22 protein-coding genes and 1 tRNA gene are annotated in these 22551 nt (G+C 32.8%); 12 read left to right on the forward strand and 11 right to left on the reverse strand.

What is annotated here, in order from left to right; genetic code table 11:
* Window positions 1-12 precede the first annotated feature (12 nt).
* Genes A9G35_RS12625 through accD form a run of 3 tightly spaced genes read right to left on the reverse strand, consistent with a single transcriptional unit; the run spans window position 13 to window position 2773 of the window.
* Window positions 13-591, reverse strand: a complete 579-nt coding sequence (locus A9G35_RS12625; protein ID WP_065637175.1) for an SPOR domain-containing protein — start codon at window positions 589-591, stop codon at window positions 13-15.
* Window positions 569-1876 (reverse strand): bifunctional tetrahydrofolate synthase/dihydrofolate synthase, encoded by a 1308-nt coding sequence (gene folC, locus A9G35_RS12630; protein WP_065637176.1) that lies wholly within the window; start codon window positions 1874-1876, stop codon window positions 569-571. Before folC ends, A9G35_RS12625 begins: the two co-directional genes overlap by 23 nt.
* Before the next feature lie 6 nt (window positions 1877-1882).
* The gene (gene accD / locus A9G35_RS12635) at window positions 1883-2773 is read right to left on the reverse strand and encodes an acetyl-CoA carboxylase, carboxyltransferase subunit beta (protein WP_065637177.1); all 891 of its coding nucleotides are present in this window, start codon (window positions 2771-2773) and stop codon (window positions 1883-1885) included.
* A gap of 310 nt (window positions 2774-3083) precedes the next feature.
* Here accD and tmaR point away from each other — a divergent pair, with 310 nt between their 5' ends.
* Window positions 3084-3404, forward strand: a complete 321-nt coding sequence (tmaR, locus tag A9G35_RS12640) for a PTS system regulator TmaR (RefSeq protein WP_065637178.1) — start codon at window positions 3084-3086, stop codon at window positions 3402-3404.
* A 60-nt stretch (window positions 3405-3464) separates the two neighbouring features.
* Here tmaR and yciH read toward each other — a convergent pair whose 3' ends face one another.
* From yciH to tmk, 7 genes are all read right to left on the reverse strand, one after another.
* The gene (gene yciH / locus A9G35_RS12645; RefSeq protein ID WP_442903184.1) at window positions 3465-3785 is read right to left on the reverse strand and encodes a stress response translation initiation inhibitor YciH; all 321 of its coding nucleotides are present in this window, start codon (window positions 3783-3785) and stop codon (window positions 3465-3467) included.
* A 7-nt stretch (window positions 3786-3792) separates the two neighbouring features.
* Window positions 3793-4497, reverse strand: coding sequence for an orotidine-5'-phosphate decarboxylase (pyrF, locus tag A9G35_RS12650; protein ID WP_065637180.1), 705 nt, complete (start codon window positions 4495-4497; stop codon window positions 3793-3795).
* Window positions 4498-4526: 29 nt separating this feature from the next.
* Window positions 4527-5702 carry a GDSL-type esterase/lipase family protein gene (locus A9G35_RS12655; RefSeq protein ID WP_065637181.1) on the reverse strand — a complete coding sequence of 392 codons (1176 nt, stop codon included), beginning with the start codon at window positions 5700-5702 and terminating at the stop codon, window positions 4527-4529.
* Window positions 5695-7014 carry an SGNH/GDSL hydrolase family protein gene (locus A9G35_RS12660; protein ID WP_065637182.1) on the reverse strand — a complete coding sequence of 440 codons (1320 nt, stop codon included), beginning with the start codon at window positions 7012-7014 and terminating at the stop codon, window positions 5695-5697. The genes A9G35_RS12655 and A9G35_RS12660 overlap by 8 nt, the downstream gene beginning before the upstream one ends.
* Before the next feature lie 11 nt (window positions 7015-7025).
* Complete coding sequence (locus A9G35_RS12665) at window positions 7026-8426, reverse strand: MBOAT family O-acyltransferase (RefSeq protein ID WP_065637183.1); 1401 nt, start codon at window positions 8424-8426, stop codon at window positions 7026-7028.
* A gap of 65 nt (window positions 8427-8491) precedes the next feature.
* Window positions 8492-9487: a DNA polymerase III subunit delta' gene (gene holB / locus A9G35_RS12670; RefSeq protein WP_065637184.1), complete on the reverse strand. Its 996-nt coding sequence runs from the start codon at window positions 9485-9487 to the stop codon at window positions 8492-8494.
* A gap of 12 nt (window positions 9488-9499) precedes the next feature.
* Window positions 9500-10126, reverse strand: a complete 627-nt coding sequence (gene tmk / locus A9G35_RS12675; RefSeq protein WP_065637185.1) for a dTMP kinase — start codon at window positions 10124-10126, stop codon at window positions 9500-9502.
* A 309-nt stretch (window positions 10127-10435) separates the two neighbouring features.
* On the opposite strand from tmk, the gene A9G35_RS12680 reads away from it, so the two are divergent.
* The 11 genes from A9G35_RS12680 (at window position 10436) to A9G35_RS12730 (ending at window position 22158) form a co-directional block, all read left to right on the forward strand.
* Window positions 10436-11635, forward strand: a complete 1200-nt coding sequence (locus A9G35_RS12680; protein ID WP_065637186.1) for an acyltransferase family protein — start codon at window positions 10436-10438, stop codon at window positions 11633-11635.
* A gap of 385 nt (window positions 11636-12020) precedes the next feature.
* Entirely contained in the window at window positions 12021-12512 is a 492-nt protein-coding gene (locus A9G35_RS12685; RefSeq protein ID WP_065637187.1) for an NADH-quinone oxidoreductase subunit J, read from the forward strand.
* A gap of 1 nt (window position 12513) precedes the next feature.
* A complete protein-coding gene (gene nuoK, locus A9G35_RS12690) occupies window positions 12514-12816 on the forward strand; it encodes an NADH-quinone oxidoreductase subunit NuoK (protein WP_065637188.1) in 303 nt (100 codons plus the stop codon).
* A 107-nt stretch (window positions 12817-12923) separates the two neighbouring features.
* On the forward strand, window positions 12924-14660 hold the full coding sequence (locus A9G35_RS12695; RefSeq protein ID WP_176701440.1) for an NADH-quinone oxidoreductase subunit 5 family protein: 1737 nt from the start codon (window positions 12924-12926) through the stop codon (window positions 14658-14660).
* 17 nt (window positions 14661-14677) lie between these two features.
* Window positions 14678-16231 carry a complex I subunit 4 family protein gene (locus A9G35_RS12700; protein WP_081300235.1) on the forward strand — a complete coding sequence of 518 codons (1554 nt, stop codon included), beginning with the start codon at window positions 14678-14680 and terminating at the stop codon, window positions 16229-16231.
* Complete coding sequence (locus A9G35_RS12705; RefSeq protein ID WP_065637190.1) at window positions 16228-18003, forward strand: NADH-quinone oxidoreductase subunit N; 1776 nt, start codon at window positions 16228-16230, stop codon at window positions 18001-18003. The genes A9G35_RS12700 and A9G35_RS12705 overlap by 4 nt, the downstream gene beginning before the upstream one ends.
* Window positions 18004-18186: 183 nt before the next feature.
* Entirely contained in the window at window positions 18187-18516 is a 330-nt protein-coding gene (gene yajC, locus A9G35_RS12710; RefSeq protein ID WP_065637191.1) for a preprotein translocase subunit YajC, read from the forward strand.
* Between the two features lie 59 nt (window positions 18517-18575).
* Window positions 18576-20432 carry a protein translocase subunit SecD gene (secD, locus tag A9G35_RS12715; protein WP_081300237.1) on the forward strand — a complete coding sequence of 619 codons (1857 nt, stop codon included), beginning with the start codon at window positions 18576-18578 and terminating at the stop codon, window positions 20430-20432.
* Window positions 20433-20447: 15 nt separating this feature from the next.
* Entirely contained in the window at window positions 20448-21443 is a 996-nt protein-coding gene (gene secF / locus A9G35_RS12720) for a protein translocase subunit SecF (protein WP_065637196.1), read from the forward strand.
* Between the two features lie 126 nt (window positions 21444-21569).
* Window positions 21570-21645 (forward strand) — tRNA-Ala (locus A9G35_RS12725).
* Window positions 21646-21828: 183 nt separating this feature from the next.
* Window positions 21829-22158 carry an integrase arm-type DNA-binding domain-containing protein gene (locus A9G35_RS12730; protein WP_065637193.1) on the forward strand — a complete coding sequence of 110 codons (330 nt, stop codon included), beginning with the start codon at window positions 21829-21831 and terminating at the stop codon, window positions 22156-22158.
* 131 nt (window positions 22159-22289) lie between these two features.
* On the opposite strand, the gene A9G35_RS12735 is transcribed toward A9G35_RS12730, so the two are convergent.
* Window positions 22290-22551: integrase core domain-containing protein (locus tag A9G35_RS12735; RefSeq protein WP_141672645.1), on the reverse strand; the 262-nt coding region annotated here is incomplete at its 5' end.

Raw genomic sequence — 22551 nt, forward strand, 5'->3', positions numbered from 1 at the left:
ATAAAATAGCGATTAATTAGCAACAACAATACCTTTTAATTTTGTTAGGTTATTTAAGTCAATAAGCACTTGTTCTACTTGCTCTTTTTTAGCATAAGGACCAACCTGTAACTTGATTAATTGATTAGGATCTGGATTTTGAGGTAATGTTCTAACGCTATAATTATTTAACTTTAACAAAGCAACCAACTCTTCTATTTTTTGTCTATTTTTTAAAGCAGTAAGTTGGATCATATAAGATTTAGTCTCTTGTCCAGATGCAGCTGGCTTCATTATTGTATCAACATCATCAATAATATCAGGTAAAACTGATATACTTGTGTTTTGATTTGAATCAGGTACATAAGGAACTTCCGATACATTGCTGGAAATATTATTATCATCAACATCATTAGGTGATATTACAGCTTGCTCTTGATGAGTGGCATCCTCTGGTTGGAATATGGGCGTTGTTGGTATTCGTGAATTTGGTTTATCGGTTATGATCCATGGTGCAATTACTGCGATAATAAGCAATAATGTAGCAAAACCGACAAGACGATTTCTTACTTTATTTTGATTTATTGAATTAATTTTTTGTTTGCCCGTCATGATTAATTCCACTTAAATGCTGAGTTTCAGCTAAAACATCAGATACCGTATGAAATGAACCACATATCACGATAATATCATCCTTATTAGCATCGTGCATTGCTTGCCGATAAGCTTTAGAAACCGTATCAAATGCTGATACATTAAGTTCACCTTTATTTAATAAGTGTTGTTTTAACACTTCAGCGCTACAACCTCGTTCACCATAAAGTGAAGCACAATACCATTTATCACCTTTTAAGATGGCTAAGGTACTTTTAATATCTTTATCTTTAAGCATACCAACAACAAATCTAACTTTACCTATATGTAAATATTCTGCCTTTAGCTTTTCTAATTGTTGTGTTAAATAGGCTGCTGCATGTGGGTTATGTGCTACATCAAGAATAACTAGTGGTGAAGTATTAACGATTTGAAAACGCCCTGTTAAATTAGACTTTTTTAATCCATTAACTATTTGCTGTTGTGTTATTTTAATTGATGAATAACCTAATGCAGCAACTGCAGTTGCTGCATTAGCTAAAGGAACATGGGCAATAGGTAGGTTTTTATACTGTTTTTTAGGCGATTGAAATATCCATGAATCGTTATTAACTTGTTGATAATGCCAATTACAATTTACCAAATAGATCGGACAATTAACTAATTTTGCCACATTTAAAATGGATTCAGGCATATTGGGTTCACCTACAACAGCAATACTTTTAGATTTAAATATACCTGCTTTTTCTCGCCCGATACTTTCACGGGTATCACCTAAATAATCAACATGATCAATACCAATAGTTGTAATGATTGCCACATCAGCATCAACAATATTGGTTGCATCTAGCCGTCCACCAAGACCGACTTCTAATATAACTACATCTAATTTTGCTTGTCTGAATTGATAAAGCGCGGCAAGCGTTGCATATTCAAAATAAGTAAGTGATATATCAGTTCTAGCTTTTTCTATTTCAACAAAGGCTTTTACGGTTTCTTGTTCGCTTGACTCTTGATTATTAATTCGTACTCGCTCAGTAAAACGGAGTAAATGCGGGGAGCTATAAACACCAACTCGTAAACCTGCCTCAAGCAATATCATTTCAAGCGTTCGGCAAGTAGTTCCTTTGCCATTGGTGCCAGCAACAGTAAAGATATAAGGCGCTGGTTGCAATAAATTAAGGCGTTGAGCAACTGCTGTTACTCGCTCTAAACCTAAATCGATAGTTGTCGGGTGTAATTGCTCTAAATAACAAAGCCATGTATTTAAATCTGACACGGCATCTGGTTGTTTATTTTGCATACTCGATTAAACTGTCTCGTTAAGAGCAACATTATTAAATGGATCGGGTAAGTTCATTAGTTTAGCTATTAAACTCGCAATTTTAGGTCGCATTTCTTTGCGATGAATGATCATATCAATTGCGCCTTTTTCGAGTAAAAACTCACTGCGTTGAAACCCTTCTGGCAACGTTTCACGAACAGTTTGCTGAATCACTCGTGGGCCTGCAAAACCAATTAACGCTTTAGGTTCAGCTATATTAATATCACCTAACATTGCTAAACTTGCTGATACTCCCCCCATTGTGGGATCGGTCATGACAGAAATATACGGTAAACCCTCATCTTGCATTTTAGCTAAAATAGCACTGGTTTTTGCCATTTGCATTAATGAAAATAATGCTTCTTGCATTCGCGCACCACCGCTTGTTGAAAAACAGATTAAAGGGCATTTATCCTCAATAGCTTGCTCTGCTGCTCGTGTAAATAAAGCTCCAACAACAGAAGACATTGAACCACCAATAAACGCAAATTCAAAACAAGCTACAACAACAGGTACGCCAAGCAATGTCCCTTTCATGACAACCATTGCTTCTTTTTCATGGGTATCTTTTTGTGCCGCGGTTAAGCGATCTTTATATTTTTTAGTATCTTTAAATTTTAAGATATCTTTAGGCATAAGGTCTGTGCCAATTTCGACATCTGAACCTTCATCTAAAAAACGGTATAAACGCACACGGGCAGGAATATGCATGTGATGGTCACATTTTGGACAAACCTCTAAATTAAGATCAAGTTCAGCTTGATAGATAACTTGTTCACAATTACTACATTTTGTCCAAACACCACCAGGAATATTCGCCTTTTTATGATCTGACGATATATTATTTTTACTAAGAATTTTTTCAATCCAGCTCATTATGATTCTCTCATTCTGGCACTCTTTACAAATTTGGAGCTATTGTACAATACTTTGAATCAATTCTTAATAGTTGTTTTTATTTTTATCTTATTTTGTAAATCAACTTTGCAAAAATCTATAATACCTAAATAAAAAATTTCAAGTAAAGGGCTGTGTTTAAAATCCAATTTTAAACAGTTAACACAAAATGCCGGATACGAGAAATATCATCTATAGTTTAAAAATATAATTAATATGACCTAAAAAAATTATTAGTATATAATTGGTAAAAGTTTATTTTTCCATTTTTTAAGATAAGGGGTTATAGATGGACAAGGAAAAAGCAAGCGCATCATCATTTCAAGATGTATTAGAATATATTCGTCTATCACGTCGTTTAAATAAATTAAAGCGTGAAATATCAGACAACGAGAAAAAAATTCGTGATAACCAAAAACGCGTACTTTTACTTGAAAACTTAAGTGAATATATTAAACCAGATATGACTTATGAAGAACTTCAAGCCATTATTGCTAATATGAAAAGTGATTATGATGATCGTGTTGATGATTATATTATCAAAAATGCTGAAATCTCTAAAGAACGCCGTGAAATTAGCAAAAAAATGCGTAGTTATCGATCTAGTTAAAATCTATTGTATTATAAATAGCGTCTAGTTTATTAAGGACGCTATTTTTATGAAATAATATTATCCGCCAGCTAGTTTTACTTTAAATCCTTTACTTTCTAGCAAGGATTTTAATAACTCACGTTTATCCCCCTGAATTTCAATAGCACCATCTTTAACCGCTCCACCACAACCACAACGTTTTTTTAATTCGGTAGCTAGCTGTAATAATTGAGCATCATTCATATCAAATCCCGTAATAACACAAACGCCTTTACCTTTACGACCTGAGGTTTGTCGTTGGATTCGAATAATTCCGTCCCCTTTAGGGCGTGGTACCACTGATTGACTAGGTTTTATGCGACCTTTATCGGTTGAATAGACAAGTAAATTTTCTGACATCATGTCTTTAACTCTTACTTGGTTCAAGTGTTGCTAAAATTGTTTGTAGCGCTTTAGCGGGATCTTCTGCTTGAGTTACTGGACGTCCAATAACTAAATAATCAGAGCCTGCAGCTTGAGCTCGCTGAGGAGTCATAATTCGACGCTGATCATCTGGATTAGTACCAGCAGGTCTAATGCCTGGTGTCACTAATTTAAAATCACTGCCTAACCGTATTTTAAAACTTTGTACTTCTTTAGCTGAACAAACCACTCCATCAAGCCCACAGTTTTTAGCTAGTATTGCTAATCTAGTGGCTTGTTCTAAGGGCGATACATTAATACCAATTTCTTGAAGATCTGTTGATTCCATGCTAGTTAATACAGTTACTGCAATTAAAATTGGCGCATCTTTACCATATGAATAAAGCGCATCTTTAGCTGCTGTCATCATTCGCGAACCACCACTAGCATGTACATTGGTCATCCAAACACCCAGATCGGCTGTAGCTGCAATTGCTTTTGCAACGGTATTAGGTATATCATGGAATTTAAGATCTAAAAAGACATCAAATCCTTTTTGCATAATCTGCTTGATAAAACCAGGGCCAGCATGTGTAAAAAGCTCTTTACCGATTTTAAGTCGACAATCTTTAGGATCGACTCGATCAATAAAATTCCATGCTAATTTAAGATCCGCAAAATCAACTGCAACAATAATTGGTGATACCATGACTTATGTATTCCTTTTAATCAAAAGTTTTAGCTATTTTTTCTAATAAATTCGTTCAAATCAGCATAAAAAATACGAGCACTTTCTTTATAACCTTTTATGGTTTGATGAACTAAATCTGGACGGGCAAACCCTTGTTGTTGCCACTGTTTAATTGAAAACTTACCCCCCATCGCTACTTGCCAATCCCAAAATAGGGTTTTTTCAGATTTAGCGACTTGTTTTTGAATATTCATTATTTTTGCAAAAGATTTGGGTATATCATTTCCATTTACCATAGTGTCTGGAGGCGTCATTATTAAAATGGTAGCATTAGGTAATGTTTTGCGAATCAGTCTGATATTATTCACTAAGTTTTTTTTATATTGACTAGCGTCTAATGTTTCATCAAAACTTTCATTTGTTCCATATTCAAGAATGACAAGATCACTTTGCGATAAGGCTAGTTCTTTAAACCAATTTTTCCCCCATTTCTGCCAAATTGTCTGTTTAGCACCATTAGTGGCAATCGATGAAACAATAACGCCTGATTGTTTATAGCGAGTTAACCAAATTCCTCCTAGCTCTATATCTTTTTGACTTTTTATTACAAAAGGCATTTTCGACACAATCGAAGCTGTTTGCCAAACATTTGGAGTTGATTTGTAATTAAAACTAATTTTTTTATCACTGTTATCATAAATTGCGAGCGAACTTGAGTTATTTTTAAGTGTTTTAAAAGTTAACGTAACTTGCCAATATTTACTATTAGATGTCCTTGGAATAATTTGGATAGTGGCCAAATCTTTACTTGGTTTAGCAATGAAGCCACCCATAGGAAAATCTAAATTACTTAAAGTCCGGCTACTTAATACATCCCAGTTTTTAGTTCGCCATGTAACAGCGGCATGGTTTTGCCCTTTTATTGCTACAGGTGTTACCCAACCAATGCCTGCATTACCGTATTTTTGTTGCATTAATGTTCTAAATTCGCCAGTAAAAAAATCAGCTGCAGAATGTGAATCACCAAATTGAGTAATATTAATCACTTGATTAGCCTTTTTTTTATCCGCTAATGATTTTAAACGTGTTGCAAATTGTTTTGCATTAGGATCACCAAAATCAACTATCGCTGATGCAGTAGTAGTTTTACTTTCAGCTACATTACATCCAACAGTAATTGTTATTACTATTATGACTGCAATATATTTTAAAAATTTAATCACTATGGGTATCCTCTAATTCTTTATAAATTATTTGCTCCATAATGGCCTTTGCCAAAATCTTCTGGCCAATTGGTGTAAAATGAATCCCATCATCAACCCTTACTTTAATTTTTGCTTTATCACTTTTTGTAAAATTGCTAAATTTTTCGTAGGTACAACCCAATAATTCGTTTGTTGATAAAAAATGTTGTTGGACTTTTTCTATTTCAGATTCATATAAATTATTTAAGTAAACCATTCCATCGTTTAATTTTGATTTACGCATACAAGGGGCTGCAAGCCAAAGCACTTGAACCTCATGTTCTATAGCACTATTTAAAATAGATTCAATACGCAAACGATAGTGTTCTTCCCACAATGCAGATTTAAATTTAGCGTATTTAGCATAGCCTTTAATAGGAAAATCCCAAGGATCATTAGCGCCAATAAAAATAACAAGTAGTTTAATTGAAGGGTCAGCAATTAAATTTTCATTAATTGTTTTTGGCCAATTAAAAGCATTTGGATAAGCAAGCCCTGTGCTCTGTTTGCTTAAATCAAGGCTTTCTATTTTATATTGCTTGAAAAGCATTTTTTTAACATATGGGGCTACACCTTGCATTAAAGAATCACCAGCAAATAACACTTTATCATTACTTGTTAATATAATAGGTAGTAGCTCATGGGGTTGCTCAGTATCCTCTTGTATTTTTTTAGGATCATCTTGTAATATTAACTCAGTTTTGGACTTATTATAATTAGTAGGTTCAGAATGTGGTTTAAGATCAGAGGTTATTTCGCCACTTTCTATATTTACCCTTTGAGTGATTTGTAATTCGGAACCTGTTACTACTTCTATTTTTTTATTTGGTTTTATCTCTTCAGTTTCAGTTACTACTGAGTTAGATGTTATCTTTTCAGTAACGGGTAGTGCAACATCAATTGGTTGTGCCAATGAAGATAGTATTTGTACATTTACATCTTCTTGAGTATCTTGCTCATATTTTTTGCTTTCTTCAAGTTCTTGTATTGAAAGTTCTTCTACTGCAAGTGTGTTACTATTAAACAAATCAGTATGATATGCTTGCTCGCAATAAACCAATATTGACTTGTAATATATCGCTATTAATGTAGTGGCAGTAACAAAAAATATTACAAATATATAACAAGCGGATAAAGGAGCATTAGCAATAACATGAGCTCTTTTTGTTTTCTTTTTTTTTATAAGCTCTTTTTTAATCGTATTTTTATTGAATTCTTTATAGCGTTGCTGTTTCAAATTCAATTTATTTTTTTTATGATTTTTTGACAACGTTTTGTTAGATATCATCATATTAAGTATTATTAAAAATTAGCATAAATAAAGTTTGGCACACCTGATGGTGCTGTATAAATTACTAACCACAAAATGAAGATAAATACCAATGGTAAATATGAATGAGGTATTTTGCTTAGCTGCATAATAAACCACGCAGTAAAATTTTTAAATATTGGATAGGCAAAGTAGATGAAAGCAATAACCAAAAAAGCTCCTGCATATTGAGGCTCTATCCAAAAGCTATTCAATAATGCTGTCAAATAATCCAATGCATCAGACATACTGTCACAATAAAAAAAGAGCCATGTAAAACAAACATAATGCCATGTTAATAACCGAGCAACTATTGGTGAACGTAGCGTTATCCAATTTTTACCCAAATAGCGATCACCTATATTAAGTGCCACAATACCAATACCGTGACATGCCCCCCAAATAATAAAATTAAGGCCTGCACCATGCCATAATCCTGATAATAACATAGCTAAAATGACATTAATTTGAGTTCGAGTAAAACCTCGGCGATTACCACCAAGAGGGATATAAATATAGTCGCGAATCCAACTTGATAAACTAATATGCCAACGTGACCAAAAGTCTCTTAAATTCAACGCTAAATATGGTAAATTAAAATTAATTGGTAGACGAAACCCTAACAATAAAGCCATGCCTGTAACTAAATCAGTGTAACCTGAAAAATTTAAATAAATTTGTATTGCATAAGCATAAAGTCCAACTAATAAATCGATTACACTAAATTCTAATGGATTGGCAAATATGGGGGTTACCCAATATTCACTAATTAAACCACCTAAACAATAAACCTTAGTCACTGCTAAAATAATTAATGTAAATGCACGAAATGGTTCTAAAATTTGACGAGGCTGAATCACATTAATTTGCGGTAAAAAGTCTTTAGCACGATTAATTGGACCTGCAATAACACTAGGAAAAAACGACAAAAATAGCGCAAAATCCCAAAATTTAGCAACCGTAAGCTCTTTCTTTTTTACTGAAACTAAGTAACTTACCGAATGAAATGTATAAAATGAAATGCCAATAGGAATTAATACGGTCATAACTGGTAATGAAACAGACACATTCAATAAATCAAGAAGAGCTTGCAACTCGTAACGAAAGAAATCAAAATATTTAAACAATGCAAGATTTAAGACCGATACACATATCCCAAAAGCTAGCCATCGTTTTGCATGATATTCCGATGCAACAATCATCACCGAAAACAAATAAATCATACAGGTATAAATAAAAAGAATAAGCGAAAACTGCCAGCTATAACTACCAACAACCAGATAGCTTGCTACTAAAAGTAGGATATTTTGTATTTTAGGTGATCGGTAGCATCCCCAATACAAGGCAAAAAAAGCAATAAAGAGTAAACCAAATTCAATAGATAAATAACTCACAGCAATCCTTTTTACTTAACGGTATACTTTCCTGAAAGTTTTTAACAAAACCCATTATAAATTTTTTAACTTTTCGTTTCGCTAATTAATTCAGATTGAGCAAGCACATTATAAATAATAAGTTCCTTATTCAATCCAGTAACAGTTAATAACTGATTTCTTGCTTGCAACCATAAATTATAAAGTGCACAAAGTTTTTCATTACTTTTAGTTGCGAGTAATCGAACTAAAGAAACTTGATCACGATTAACAATAAAGCGGCCTACTTTCTGCTTTGCTTTTAGCGCATCGCTTAGTAATGCACAAAACCAAACGATTCGTTCAATGAAGTCTTCATTATTAAAGGTTTTAGCCAACTGCCAATAATTATTTTGTGGTATAGCATCTAATAGATGATCACAAAATGCTTTTCGCTCTTGCCACTTTTCTGGTGCTAATAATACAGCTGCTCTTAATGGTGCATTTTCGCTCAATAATAACGCCGAAGCAAGCTCATTATCACTGCATTGCTGATTGTGTATTTTTTTTAACCACTTAATGGACTGCTCCAATTTCGGAACAGGTAAAAAATAAGAAAAACAACGACTATAAATTGTTGGCAATAATTGACTATTATGTTCATCGCTTAAAATAAAATAGGTATTTTGTGGCGGCTCTTCTAACGTTTTAAGCAATGCATTGGCCGCAGCCTCGGTCATTAAACCAGCATGTTTTATCCAAATGACTTTATTACCGCCTTGTTGGGATTTTTCGTAAACTTTGCTAGATATATTACGGATTTGATTAATCCCGATTGACAATTTATCTTGTTCATTAGTTATTACATAATAATCGGGATGATGATGAGCTAAAAACAATTGACAGCTATGACAGCTTAAGCACGCCTCTAATTGCTGTGAACATTGGCATAATAAACGATTTGCGAGCTTTGAAATAAATTTGTTTTCACCACTACCTTGAACATAATTAATTAGCAAAGCATGATGAGAACGCTTGTTTATAATTCCTGATGCTAATTGCTGATAAGGTTGTGAAAGCCAAGGATAGTCATTTAAGATCATTGAATATTAAACCTATTTTGTTAACCATTTTGTTAAAATTTGTTCAATTTGTTTGGTTACATTGCCAATTGATTGAGCTGCATCAATGGTTATAATAGTCTTATCTTGCTTGGCAAGTTCCAAATAGTGCTGCCGAGTTCGTTCAAAAAATGGCAGTGATTGTTGTTCAATACGATCAAGCTTTCCTCTAGCTTTTGCGCGCATTAAGCCAATTTCAGGATCTACATCTAAATATAACGTAAGATCAGGTTTAAAATCACCCAATACTTGTTGTTTTAATGTCGTTATAAAAGTTGTATCTAACCGACGCCCACCGCCTTGATAAGCCTGTGTTGATAGGTCATGACGGTCACCAATCACCCATTTACCGGCTTTAAGTGCAGGTTTTATGATATTATCAATCAGTTGAATACGTGCTGCATATAGCATTAACAATTCGGCCTTATCCGTCAACGGTTCGTTATCTAAACCATTTTTAATTATATTGCGTAATGCTTCAGCAATCGGTGTGCCTCCTGGCTCTCTAGTAAATTGCAAATCGTTAATATTGTGTTGATTTAAAATTTGGGCAGCGGCATTAATCGCAGTCGTTTTACCCGCCCCTTCAAGTCCTTCGATGACAATAAATTTGCCTGCCATACTAAATTCCCAAGCTATTTATCATATAATTAATATTGCACCATTGTACGCTATTTTTTCTGATTTTATTAACATATATCACAATTATCTACCTAATTAGGAATAGGAAAAAATTTAAAAATGAGGCTTTTTTATCCTATTTAACTAAGTAAATTTAATTATACCTATAGATAATATACCCAAAACCTGTATCATATTCGATACTAAAAAATAGTTAAGTACTTACGCTTAACTAATTATGAACAATTCTATCAAAATTTAGTATTTATACATTTTGTACAGATTTAAAAATCATTAAGGTTTAATTTAATGAAAGATTTTATCCATTTTTATGATTTATTAGCAATAATTTTAAGTCCATTTTTATTTATTGCTTTACTTAAATTGTTATTACCCAAAAGTATAAAAGATAATTTAAGCACAGATGATAATAAATACACTTCTATCGACGGTTTGCGTGGAATCTCTGCTATTTTTGTATTTATATCCCATTCATTATTATCATGGCGATATTTTTTTGTGGATGGAGGTTGGATTAATAATACCCCACTTTTAATTTTTGATAAAAACTTAAATGAACAAATTGCAATCGGTTTTTTATCTTTAGGTGGAATAGGTGTAAGTTTTTTCTTCATGATAACCGGATTCTTATTTTTTGATCAATTGCTTCGAAATAAAGGAAAAATAAATATAATCCAATTTTTTATTAAACGTTTTTTTAGAATCGCTCCTTTATATTACTCAGTAATAACTCTCGTTTTTATCACGGTTTTTTTAACAGGGATTCCAGAGTTTCCCACACTTAAAAAAGCAATCCAGGCTTTTTTATCATGGACAACATTTGGGCTATCAAATATAAAAACCATATCGGCATTAATACCTACATCATTAGTTGTTGCTGGCGTATTATGGACATTAGCCATTGAATGGAAATTTTACGCATGTGTACCTATCTTAAGTATATTCACCCGAACACGATTAACAGCAATTTTATTTGTTTTTTTGGGAATAACTATCACAATTATTTTATTTAATTTCGGCAAAATAAAAGATATTAGATTATTTTTGCCCTTCTTCTTTGGAATGCTAGCAAGCCTATTTGTTAATAACTATTTAATTCCATTAAAATCAAGTATTATCAAATCACCTATTACCTCACTATTTATATTTATTTTTTTCCTCTTTACTGTATTTAAATTACAATTTGGATATACAGGATTAATATTTCAAAGTGCATTAGGATTAATATTTATTCTTATTGCAAACAACAACAGTGTATTTGGCTTACTCAAATCAAAAATTTTCATAGCATTAGGAAAATTAAGTTACAGTTTATACTTAATACATGGCCTTGTTTTATTCTTAATAAATGGTGTAATAATGAAAAGTGGAAACTTTTTATTAAATAGCCTTGTATCGATGTTGATAACATTGTTAATTAGCATTTTTACCTACTACTTCATTGAAAGAATAGGAATTAATTTTGGTCATAAAATAACTAAAAAATAAATGGATAATTTTCTTTTACATACAACTTTGTAATAACTATGGAATATTTACTCCCCAAAAAATGTAACAATAATTAGCTTACTTAGGAAATAGGCTTAAACTTTTAGGTGACTTACTGGTTTTGATGGTATTTATCCAAGATTTGTCGCTTTTTTCGGTGAGTATCTGTTAACATTGTTTTAGGTATAATGCATTGTTATTATTATTTTTATCACAATTATATTATAATAACATCTTTATACCTTCTATTATTGCTTTTCTATTAAAAAGAACAATAGAACCTAGTGGAAACTTTAATTTTAGATACACACCATATTTACATGCTGTATCTTGCTAACATTTGGGTATATACTAATAATATTATAAATATACATTGGATTATTTAATGATCGCTGTTTTTTATATTGCGTCAATTATTGCTGTCGTTGCCAGTGTAAAAGCGATTAGCAGCTTACGAATTGATAAAGCAATTTTATACCTTATTATTTCACTTTTTGCATCAGCATTAATATTTATTTTACTCAACACATATTTTTCTGCTGTTTTATATATCTTATTATTTGTTGGTGGTTCAATAACTCTATTTTTACTTATCGCATCAATTTTGAAAATTAGTGTAGATAATGTAGAAAACAAAACTCGTGGTATTAGTCCTAAAATCTGGTTAGGCCCACTAATTTTAGCTTTTATTTTACTAGTCGCCCTTATCTATGGTGTAGTAAATACTAACTATTTAGAACTGAAAGAGTCTCATGAACTAATGCATGAAATGTCTATATACGCATATTTTTTGATAGCAGAATTAGCTATATTTTTATTATTGGGTGCAGCCGTGATTGCTTATCATTTTATGCACAGGCTTATATCGGAGAAATAATATGATTCCACTCATGCATTATCTCATTTTATCTTCTATTTTATTTGTAATTGGCCTGTTAGGAGTAATGATCCGACGACATTTCTATTTTTTATTACTTAGTCTTATTATTATGAATAATGGTGCAATAGTCGCATTATTTGCTGCCAGTAACTATTGGCAGCAATCTGATGGGCAAGTCCTTGCAATATTAGCGGTAATAACTGCTTTAGCAGAGGTTTGTGTAGGTCTTGCATTAATGATGAAACTATTTTATCGTCGAAAAATCTTTAATATTGATTCATTGAGCGAAATGAAAGGATGAATTTACTTTATTTAACTATTATTGTTCCTATAATCTCTTTTTTAATATTGGTTTGCTTTGGGAGGTATATCCGCTCAATTAACGTGATGATTATTGGCGTTACTACTATGCTAATCATTGCATTAATTGCAGTATTTTGTTGTGTTGATTTTAGTTCAAACACAGTACCAGATACCACTTTAATTTACACTAGACAATTATGGAATTGGTTTTCTGTAGATAATTTTACTGTGCCAATTTCTTTAACCTTAGATGGATTATCACTAATATTTTTAGTTTTAATCTCATTCTTTGGTTTTCTAATCTACTTTTTTGCCGCCTGCTATTTAACATTAAGAAACGATATTTACACATTTTACGCTTACAGTAATTTATTAATTGCTAGCATCTTAACTATAATATTAGTTGATAATTTATTTGTAATGTTAATTGGTTGGGAGGGTATAAGTATAAGCACTTACTTGCTTATCGGTATTTACTATAAACAGGCTCGTAATGGTTATGCAGCAGTAAAGGCATTTATCATTATGCATTTAACTGATATCTTTTTAATTATTGGTATATTTTTACTGTATCAAACCGCCGAAACGTTAAGCATTGGTGATATTTTGACTAGGGCGCATGATAACTTGGCGGTAGATTCAGACATTATATTTTGGATAACGTTAATGTTATTCCTTGGAGCAATGAGCAAGTCAGCACTATTCCCTATGCATTCATGGTTTTCAGAAACAACATTAGCACCAATGCCTGCAGTAGCTTTAATGCAATCATCTACAGTCATATTTGCAGGTGTATATTTGATATTAAGGCTAAGCAATTTATTTATGATGTCTAACGATACATTATCCATAATGACTGTCATTTCATCATTAACTGTACTATTTGCCAGCTCAATAGCCTTAGTACAAAATGATATAAAAAGAATAGTCACTTATATCAATTTGGCACAAATTAGTTATTTATTTTATGCCTTTTCCTGTCAAAATTGGAATTTATCACTTAATTGTTTAATTAATTATACTGTAACAAGTACTTTACTCATTTTTGCATCTGCAATTTTAATCAGAAATTGTCAAGGTGAAAGAAATATCAATAGACTTGGTGGCTTAATAAAATCATTCCCAAAACTGTATATAATATTTTTGTTTATTATGTTATCCCTAAGTGCTATGCCATGGATTTCAGCATCATTTTATATCAAAGGGGATATTATTTGGGGATTAATGGCGAAAGAGCGATTAATGGCAGGAACTATAGGATTATTAGGTATTTTGCTATCTAGTTTAAGTATTTGGCGCTTAATTTTTATAGTATTTCATCACAAACCAAAAATTTTTGATTTCGCTAAAACTAAACCGATAAGTTATTACCCAATCTTTATATTAGTGGTTTTTACAACAGCCATATTTATTTATTTCCCTTTACCTGTTCAAGGTATTATTCCTATTGCTGAACTTGAAACTAACGGTCAACCGTATTTTCGCTTATTATTAGCTGCGGTAATATTATTGAGCTTTCTTATCTCCTATATTTTATATGCTCATCCAAATAGCGAGGTACAAGAGGTTCTAAAGGCACCAATGTTTAAGTTTTTTTTACGTTTATGTAATAGTGATTGGCATTATAACTATTTATTGCATACGCTATTTGTTAATCCTTATATCTATTTAGCCCGTTTATTGAAAAAAGATCCTCTTGCTTTATGGGATGATTGGATAATGAGAGGAATCAAAAAAGTGAACTCATTTATCGTTAACCTAGAAAATGGGCAAATTCGATGGTATTTGGTTTCAATGGTAATAGGTAGTATTATCATATTAATGTTACTGATTTTTATTTAATAAAGGTGTAATCATTCATGTTATTATGGCTTGTTTTTTTACCTGTAATAGGCGGATTTATTGGTTGGTTATGCCATGTATGTTTTCAACGAGGAGTCATTTCCGTTAATGTACAAGCTAGTTGGTCAAAATTACCAATCATTGTGGCATTTATTACTATTTGTCTTACATTATTAATGACCATAATATTATGGATAGATGCCGTAAATGCATTAAGTCGAGGGGAAAATTGGATAAAAGAAGTGAATCTAGAATGGATTCCTTTACTAGGTATTCATTTTCATCTTGTTTTAGATGGTCTATCTATGGTTGTTATCATCTCAACCCTATTTATTGTGCTATTGACGATTGTCTATTCTAGTAAAGAAAACCTAAATAATCTTGGCTTATTTTACCTATGCTTATTATTTATGACATCAGCCATCATAATGCTGTTTGTCATTACTGACTTATTTTTAATGTTCTTATTTTGGGAAGCAGTGGCAATTCCCATCTATTTTTTAATCTCTTTATGGGGGCGACGGGACTCAAGCTCACAATTGCGTTTTAATGGTGCTAGTAAATTTTTAATTTACACCCAACTAAGTAGTTTACTCATGCTAATCTCAATTGTTTCATTAGCCTTGATTAATTGGAACTTAACAGGACATTGGACGTTTGATTATCAAATATTAACTAAAACACCTATCTCAAGTAATACTGAATTTTTACTTATGTTAGGTTTTTTAGCAGCCTTTATTGTACGCATACCTTTTGTGCCTTTTCATAGTTGGCTTATTCAAGCTCATATTGAATCCTCAACAACTGGGTCAATGATGATTAGTGGATTATTACTTAACACAGCTGCATTTGGTTTATTACGTTTTGTAATACCGCTATTTCCTAATGCATCAATCATAATTATGCCAGTTATGTTAGTTTTTGCAGTACTTACTATTGTTTATGCAGCTTTACTGGCATTTAATCAAACTGATATTAAAAAACTTATTGCTTATATTCATATTGCATTAATGAGCTTTGTTACAGCAATTATTTATAGTGGCTCAATGATTGCTTATCAAGGTGTTGTTATTCAAATGATAGCTATCAATTTAGCAATAGTTGGTATGTTTATAATTAGTGGATTATTAGTTGAATGTTATTCAACACGAAATATAAACCAATTTGTAGGGCTTAAAGAGCGAGTACCTTACCTATCTTCGTTTACTTTATATTTTATTTTGGCTGTATTAGGTATTCCTGGTACGGCAAATTTTGTTGGCAATTATATGATGTTACTTGGTAGTTATAATACTTTCTCTTTTTATACTATTTTATTAGTCATTGGCTTATTATTGGTATCTATTTCATTTATTGTTCGTATGCAGCCAATTTTTTATGGCTCTATTGATAAAGAAAATACAACAAAACATAAGCTTAGAAAAAAAGATCTCTTACTATTATCAAGCATTTTTGTTGTCCTTATTTTTATTGGTTTGTATCCTCAACTGGTCTTAGATATGTCTTATTCTGTCGTGAATCAAACCCAACAATATATAGCCACAGAGCGAGTGGAGAATAATCAATTATGATAGCTTTATCACCAATCTTTGTATTAAGTTTTGCCATCATTGCTTTGTTATTCTCATTGTTTATTCTAAAAATAAATACCAAATATTGTACTATTTTAACCATATGTGGATTAACCTGTGCCTTGATCTGCGCTGTAACAGTAGGTTATAAAATTTCATTTAGTACTCAAGTTATTACTGATATCAGTAATGATAATATGCAAATATCGGTGCCAGCTTTAGATCCTACAAAAAATACTGATCCATCAAGCGAAAAAACAATAGCTGTTGATACTGTGCCTACTGAATCAGTTGAGTCACCAAATGAGAACGAAAACATAGGTATTGATAATAATAACAGCAATAATGCAAATGAGACCCAAAATACAGATGTAAGCATAAACACAGGTACAACAAGTATCACAGATAATTTTAATTCTAATATTGATGATAATTCAAACATAGATGCATCTTCAATGGATGAATGGAAAGCTCGACATATCACAGCGCTATTTACCTGTGATGGCTACGGATTACTTTATACCAGCTTAATTTTAATAATATCCATTGCTGTTGCATGTTTTTCTTTTCGTTGGTTTAAACAAGAACAAACTCATCACGGGTTATTTTATTTAATTCTACTTTTTATGGCATTAGGCGGTGTAACACTCGTATACTCAAGCCATTTGATTGCATTTTTTATTGGAATTGAATTGTTATCAATTCCATTTGTAGGATTAATTGGTTATCAATATACGCAAACACATTCATTAGAAGCAGCCGTTAAGTATATGATATTATCTGCTGTTGCTAGTGTATTTTTATTGATGGGGATTGCCTTTTATTATGCAACCACAGGAGAGCTAACTTTTAGTGGGCTAAGTTATCAACTTTCAACAATGTCTTATCCAAGCACATTATTATTGATAGGTGTTTGCTTAATGCTAGTGGGTATTGGTTTTAAGTTGTCACTCGTTCCATTTCAACTTTGGTTGCCTGATGTTTATCAAGGTGCGCCAACAGTTGTTGCTTTGTTATTATCAACAGTCGGAAAAGTTGCCGTTTTTTGTGCTATAGCAAGGCTATTTTTATTAGCGCCTATAGTTAACAATGAAACCATCCGTATTATTTTAGTCATTGTTGCTTTTTGCTCTATTTTGTGGGGTAATTTATTAGCGCTAATACAAAGCAGCTTAAAGCGATTACTTGCTTATTCATCAATAGCACATTTTGGTTATTTATTAACAGCTCTCATTGCTGTGCAATATCAAGTACTTGCATTAGAAACCATTGGCGTTTACCTAATTGGATATATTTTAGCTAATATCTGTATTTTAGGAGCAATCAGCTTAGATTCTCATTCTAATGAGCTTCAAGATCATGAAAATGAAATCGACCTATCAGGGCTATTTTGGCGAAAGCCAATTCTAGCATTAGCTATGGGGGTAGGTTTTTTATCTTTAGCTGGTGTTCCACTAACTGCAGGATTCATTGGGCGATTTTTACTGGTGTTATTAGGTGTAACAGCTGAATTGTGGTGGTTAGTTGCTGCTATTGTTATTGGCAGCTCATTAGGACTTTACTTTTATGCTCGTTTAATTATCAATCTTTATATCAGGCCAATCAGTCGTGATGATCAAGTGATAATTGGCTCTTCAATTAAATTGAAATGGACTAATATTAGAATTAGTGAATTAATTATCGTACTATGTGCATTACTAACGATGCTTTGCGGAGTTTATCCAAAATGGTTATTTAACTTAGTTAGTATGGCGCAATATTTAACTACATAATTAATATTTATTCACCTTTATTAGGTTATTAACAGATAGATATTAATTAAAATGCTAAAACCTTTACTTTATGCTAAATATGATTTTTTCTAAAACTTTTTGATAAGAAATAGTTAATAATAGACTTATTTATTGTGTTATAATTCCAAACTTTAATATTTTATTTAAATCAAGAGGACCTATATGGACTTTTTAATCTCTAATGCTTATGCCGCAGATGGTAATCAACTAGGTGGTGATTACTTTCCGATGATTATGCTGATTGTGTTTGGTTTATTTTTCTATTTTATGATTATGCGTCCACAACAAAAACGTGCCAAAGCACATCGTGATTTAATGGCGTCAATTTCAAAAGGTGATGAAGTATTAACCAGTGGTGGAATTGTTGGTCGTGTGTCAAAAGTTAACGACAATGGTTACATCGCTTTAGAATTAAATGATACAACTGAAATTGTAATCAAACGTGACTTTATCACATCAGTTTTACCAAAAGGAACAATGAAATCACTATAATAGAGTTTTATCTATTATATTCATTGTATTAATTACCTAATCCTACAAGAGAATATGTCGTGTTAAACCGCTATCCTTTGTGGAAATACATTATGTTGGTCGTTGTCATTTGCCTCGGCCTACTTTATGCACTTCCAAATATTTATGGTGAAGATCCTGCTATACAAATTTCAGGCTCAACTACTGCTGAAATCAATGTCACTACACAAGATAAAGTCAAAGAAATTTTGATTGATAATGATATCAAATTTAAATCAATAGTTTATGAAAATAAATCGATTTTAATTCGTGTGAGTGATAACGATACACAGCTTAAAGCAAAAGAGCTTATATCTGAAGCGTTAGGTGAAGAATATATTGTTGCATTAAATTTAGCACCTGCAACACCCGCATGGCTTACAATGTTAGGTGCTGAACCTATGAAACTAGGGCTTGATTTACGTGGTGGTGTTCATTTCTTAATGGAAGTTGATATGACAACAGCATTAAGTAAGCTCACTGAACAATCTATTGAAAACATAAAATCTGAATTTACAACTAGTAAATTAAATTATAAAACAATCAACAAAGACCGTCATGATCAAATTATAATACAATTTGACAATACTGAAGATCGCAATAAAGCCATCACTAAGATCAACGGTATACAAGATTTCAAAGTTGTTTCTCAAAGTGACAATGCTATTGTAATTAATGTTAGTGAACAACGGTTACAACAAGCCAAAAATGATGCTGTACAACAAAACACGACAATTTTACGCAATCGTGTTAATCAGTTGGGTGTTGCTGAACCAATAGTTCAACGCCAAGGTGCTGATCGCATAGTTGTTGAATTACCGGGTATACAAGACACCGCATTAGCTAAACGTATTTTAGGAGCAACAGCAACACTTGAATTTAGACAAGTTAATGAAGAAAGTACGCCTAACTTGCCTGCCATCCTAAATGGTGACATGCGTGTTCCTTATGGTTCTGAAATCCAATATATGGAAAGTGGCCGCCCAGTACTACTTTATAAGCGTATTGTATTAACAGGAGATCATATAACTGATTCTTCATATCGTGCTAATCAATATGGTCAACCCGAAGTTGCAATTACGCTTGATGGCTCTGGCGGTCAAAAAATGTTGAATTTTACCCAAAAGAATCTTAATAAAGCGATGGCAACCTTATTTGTTGAATATAAAGACACGGGTAAACGTGATGAAAACGACAAACCAATTCTTGAAAAGCAAGAACGTGTTATCAACGTAGCAACAATTCAAGGTATTTTTAGTGACCGTTTTCAGGTAACGGGTATTGGCAGTATTGATGAAGCTAAAAATTTATCGTTATTATTGCGAGCAGGAGCTCTAATTGCGCCGATTCAAATTATTGAAGAACGCACTGTTGGGCCATCAATGGGACTAGAAAACATAACCCAAGGGTTAGAATCTTGCGCTTGGGGATTAGCGGTTTCAGTTATCTTTATGTTAGTGATGTATCGCCTATTTGGTCTATTTGCAAGCCTTGCGCTGGTTGCTAATTTAATTTTAATTGTTGGTGTTATGTCCTTACTTCCTGGCGCAACGCTCAGCATGCCAGGTATTGCAGGTATTGTATTAACCGTTGGTATGGCTGTTGATGCTAATGTACTTATCAATGAACGGATAAAAGAAGAGCTCAGCAACGGTCGAGGAGTACAACATGCGATTAATGAAGGGTATGCAGGGGCGTGGAGCAGTATTTTTGACGCCAACCTAACCACATTAATTACAGCGGTTATTCTTTATGCTGTTGGTACAGGCTCAATTAAAGGCTTTGCCATTACATTAGGCATCGGTATTGTAACATCAATGTTTACATCAATTGTTGGTACTCGTGCATTAGCCAATCTTATTTATGGCGGACGCCGTGTTAATAAGTTATCAATTTAGAGGTTTATTGTGATTATTAATAAAAAAGAAAATCATGATGTTAGAGAACTTAATCATGGTCGCAGAGTCCTCGACTTTTTAAAATTTGGCTTTATTGCTTTTGTTATTTCAATGTTATTAGTGGTAGCCTCTTTTGTGGTTATTTTTGTTAAAGGTTTTAACCTAGGACAAGACTTCACTGGCGGTACGACAGTAGAACTCACCGTAACAAAAGTGGTTAACCTTGATGACCTTCGTAACAGCTTACGCAATGCAGGCTATCATGAACCGATAGTACAGTATTACGGCAGCAGTAAAGATATCATCATTAGATTACCTTCAGATAAGCAAGAAGATGGTAGTATTTCATCTACGATTGATAATGCATTAGGTGCAAAAATTTCTAACTTAATACATAAAGATATTGATGCCAATGCACAAATTAAACGTATTGAGTTTGTTGGTCCAACGGTAGGCGCTGAACTTGCTCAAGATGGTATATTGGCAATTTGTGCCGCATTAGTGTGTATTTTAATCTATATTGCCTTTCGTTTTGAATGGCGATTTGGTACGGGTGCCGTTGTTGCCCTAGCGCATGATGTCATCATTACAGCAGGTTACTTATCACTATTTGAGCGAGAATTAGACTTAACAATCATCGCTGCAATGTTATCAATTATTGGTTATTCACTTAACGATACTATTGTCGTCTTCGACCGAATTCGTGAGAATTTTAGAAAGATTCGACGCGCAGACCCTTATGATGTTATCAACATCTCGTTAACACAAACATTGCATCGAACATTAATGACATCAGGCACAACACTTGTTGTTGTTATTATCCTGTATATCTTTGGTGGTTCAATGTTAAAAGGCTTTTCTGAAACACTAGGTGTTGGTATTGTGCTTGGAACAATTTCATCAATTTATGTGGCTGCGTATATGTCACTTAAATTGGGCGTAAAACGTGAACACTTTATGCCACCTAAAATTGAAGCAGAAGGCGCAGATCAACCTTCAATATTGCGTTAATGATATTAACTCTGCCATTGATTGGCAGAGTTTTATTAGGCTATTTTTCAAACAAATAGTACTGAACTGATTGACACTTATTGTTTAGTTGCATATTATTAGTCACGGTTTTATCCCATTCTATTTGGGGCCATAGCTCAGCTGGGAGAGCGCAACGCTGGCAGCGTTGAGGTCAGGGGTTCGATCCCCCTTGGCTCCACCAATTCAATAATCAGTAACATTCTTTTAAACCCTATAAAGTACACCAAACCCAGTAATAACAAGCCTTAAAGTCTATTTTATTGCCCATTAAGTATCAGTAAGGTACATTTACAACCATAATTTTTAGGTATATGCTTAGGTATACAGACGCAATATACCTATATATCGTATACCTAAAATAATTATGGCAAGGAAAACACATCCATTAACAGACACCCAAATAAAAGCCGCCAAACCAAGAGATAAAGATTACTCTTTATTTGATGGCGGTGGTATGTATCTCTTAGTTAAATCGAATAATTCTAAAATCTGGCGTTTTAAGTATACGCGTCCATATACCAAAAAGGGCGCATTAATTAGCTTCGGTAGTTATCCTGAAGTTTCACTACAGCAAGCGCGAAAACAACGAGATGAAGCGCGAGAATTAATAAAGCAAGGTGAGATCCTCAAGAGCACAAAGCAGAACAAGAACAACGTAAGCATGACGAAATTACTAGCACCTTTAAAAAGGTAGCCGCTGATTGGTTTAAAGTTAAAAGTGGCAAAGGACTAACTGAAAGCACCTTAAAAAGAACGTGGGAATCGTTAGAGTTACATTTATTTCCTTATATTGGTGATAAATCAATCTGGAATGGCAACACATTTTCAAACAAAAAAATTAAGGGGTAAGTGTTTTTTAAATTCAACGGGAGGCAAGTAGCCTAACGAAGAATGTAATCGTTTATGATTATACCAATAAGCATAAGCCGAAAAAGCGCGTTGTAACTCAGCCGTTGAGTTGAAACGTTGGCCTTTTACAAATTCCGTTTTAATTGTTTTAAATGTCGCTTCCGCTACCGCATTGTCATATGGACACCCTTTCTTGCTTAATGAATGCGTGATATTAAATGTCTTAAAACAATCCGCT

Source organism: Gilliamella sp. Choc5-1 (assembly GCF_001690595.1).
GTDB classification, from domain to species: Bacteria; Pseudomonadota; Gammaproteobacteria; order Enterobacterales; family Orbaceae; genus Gilliamella; species Gilliamella apicola_M.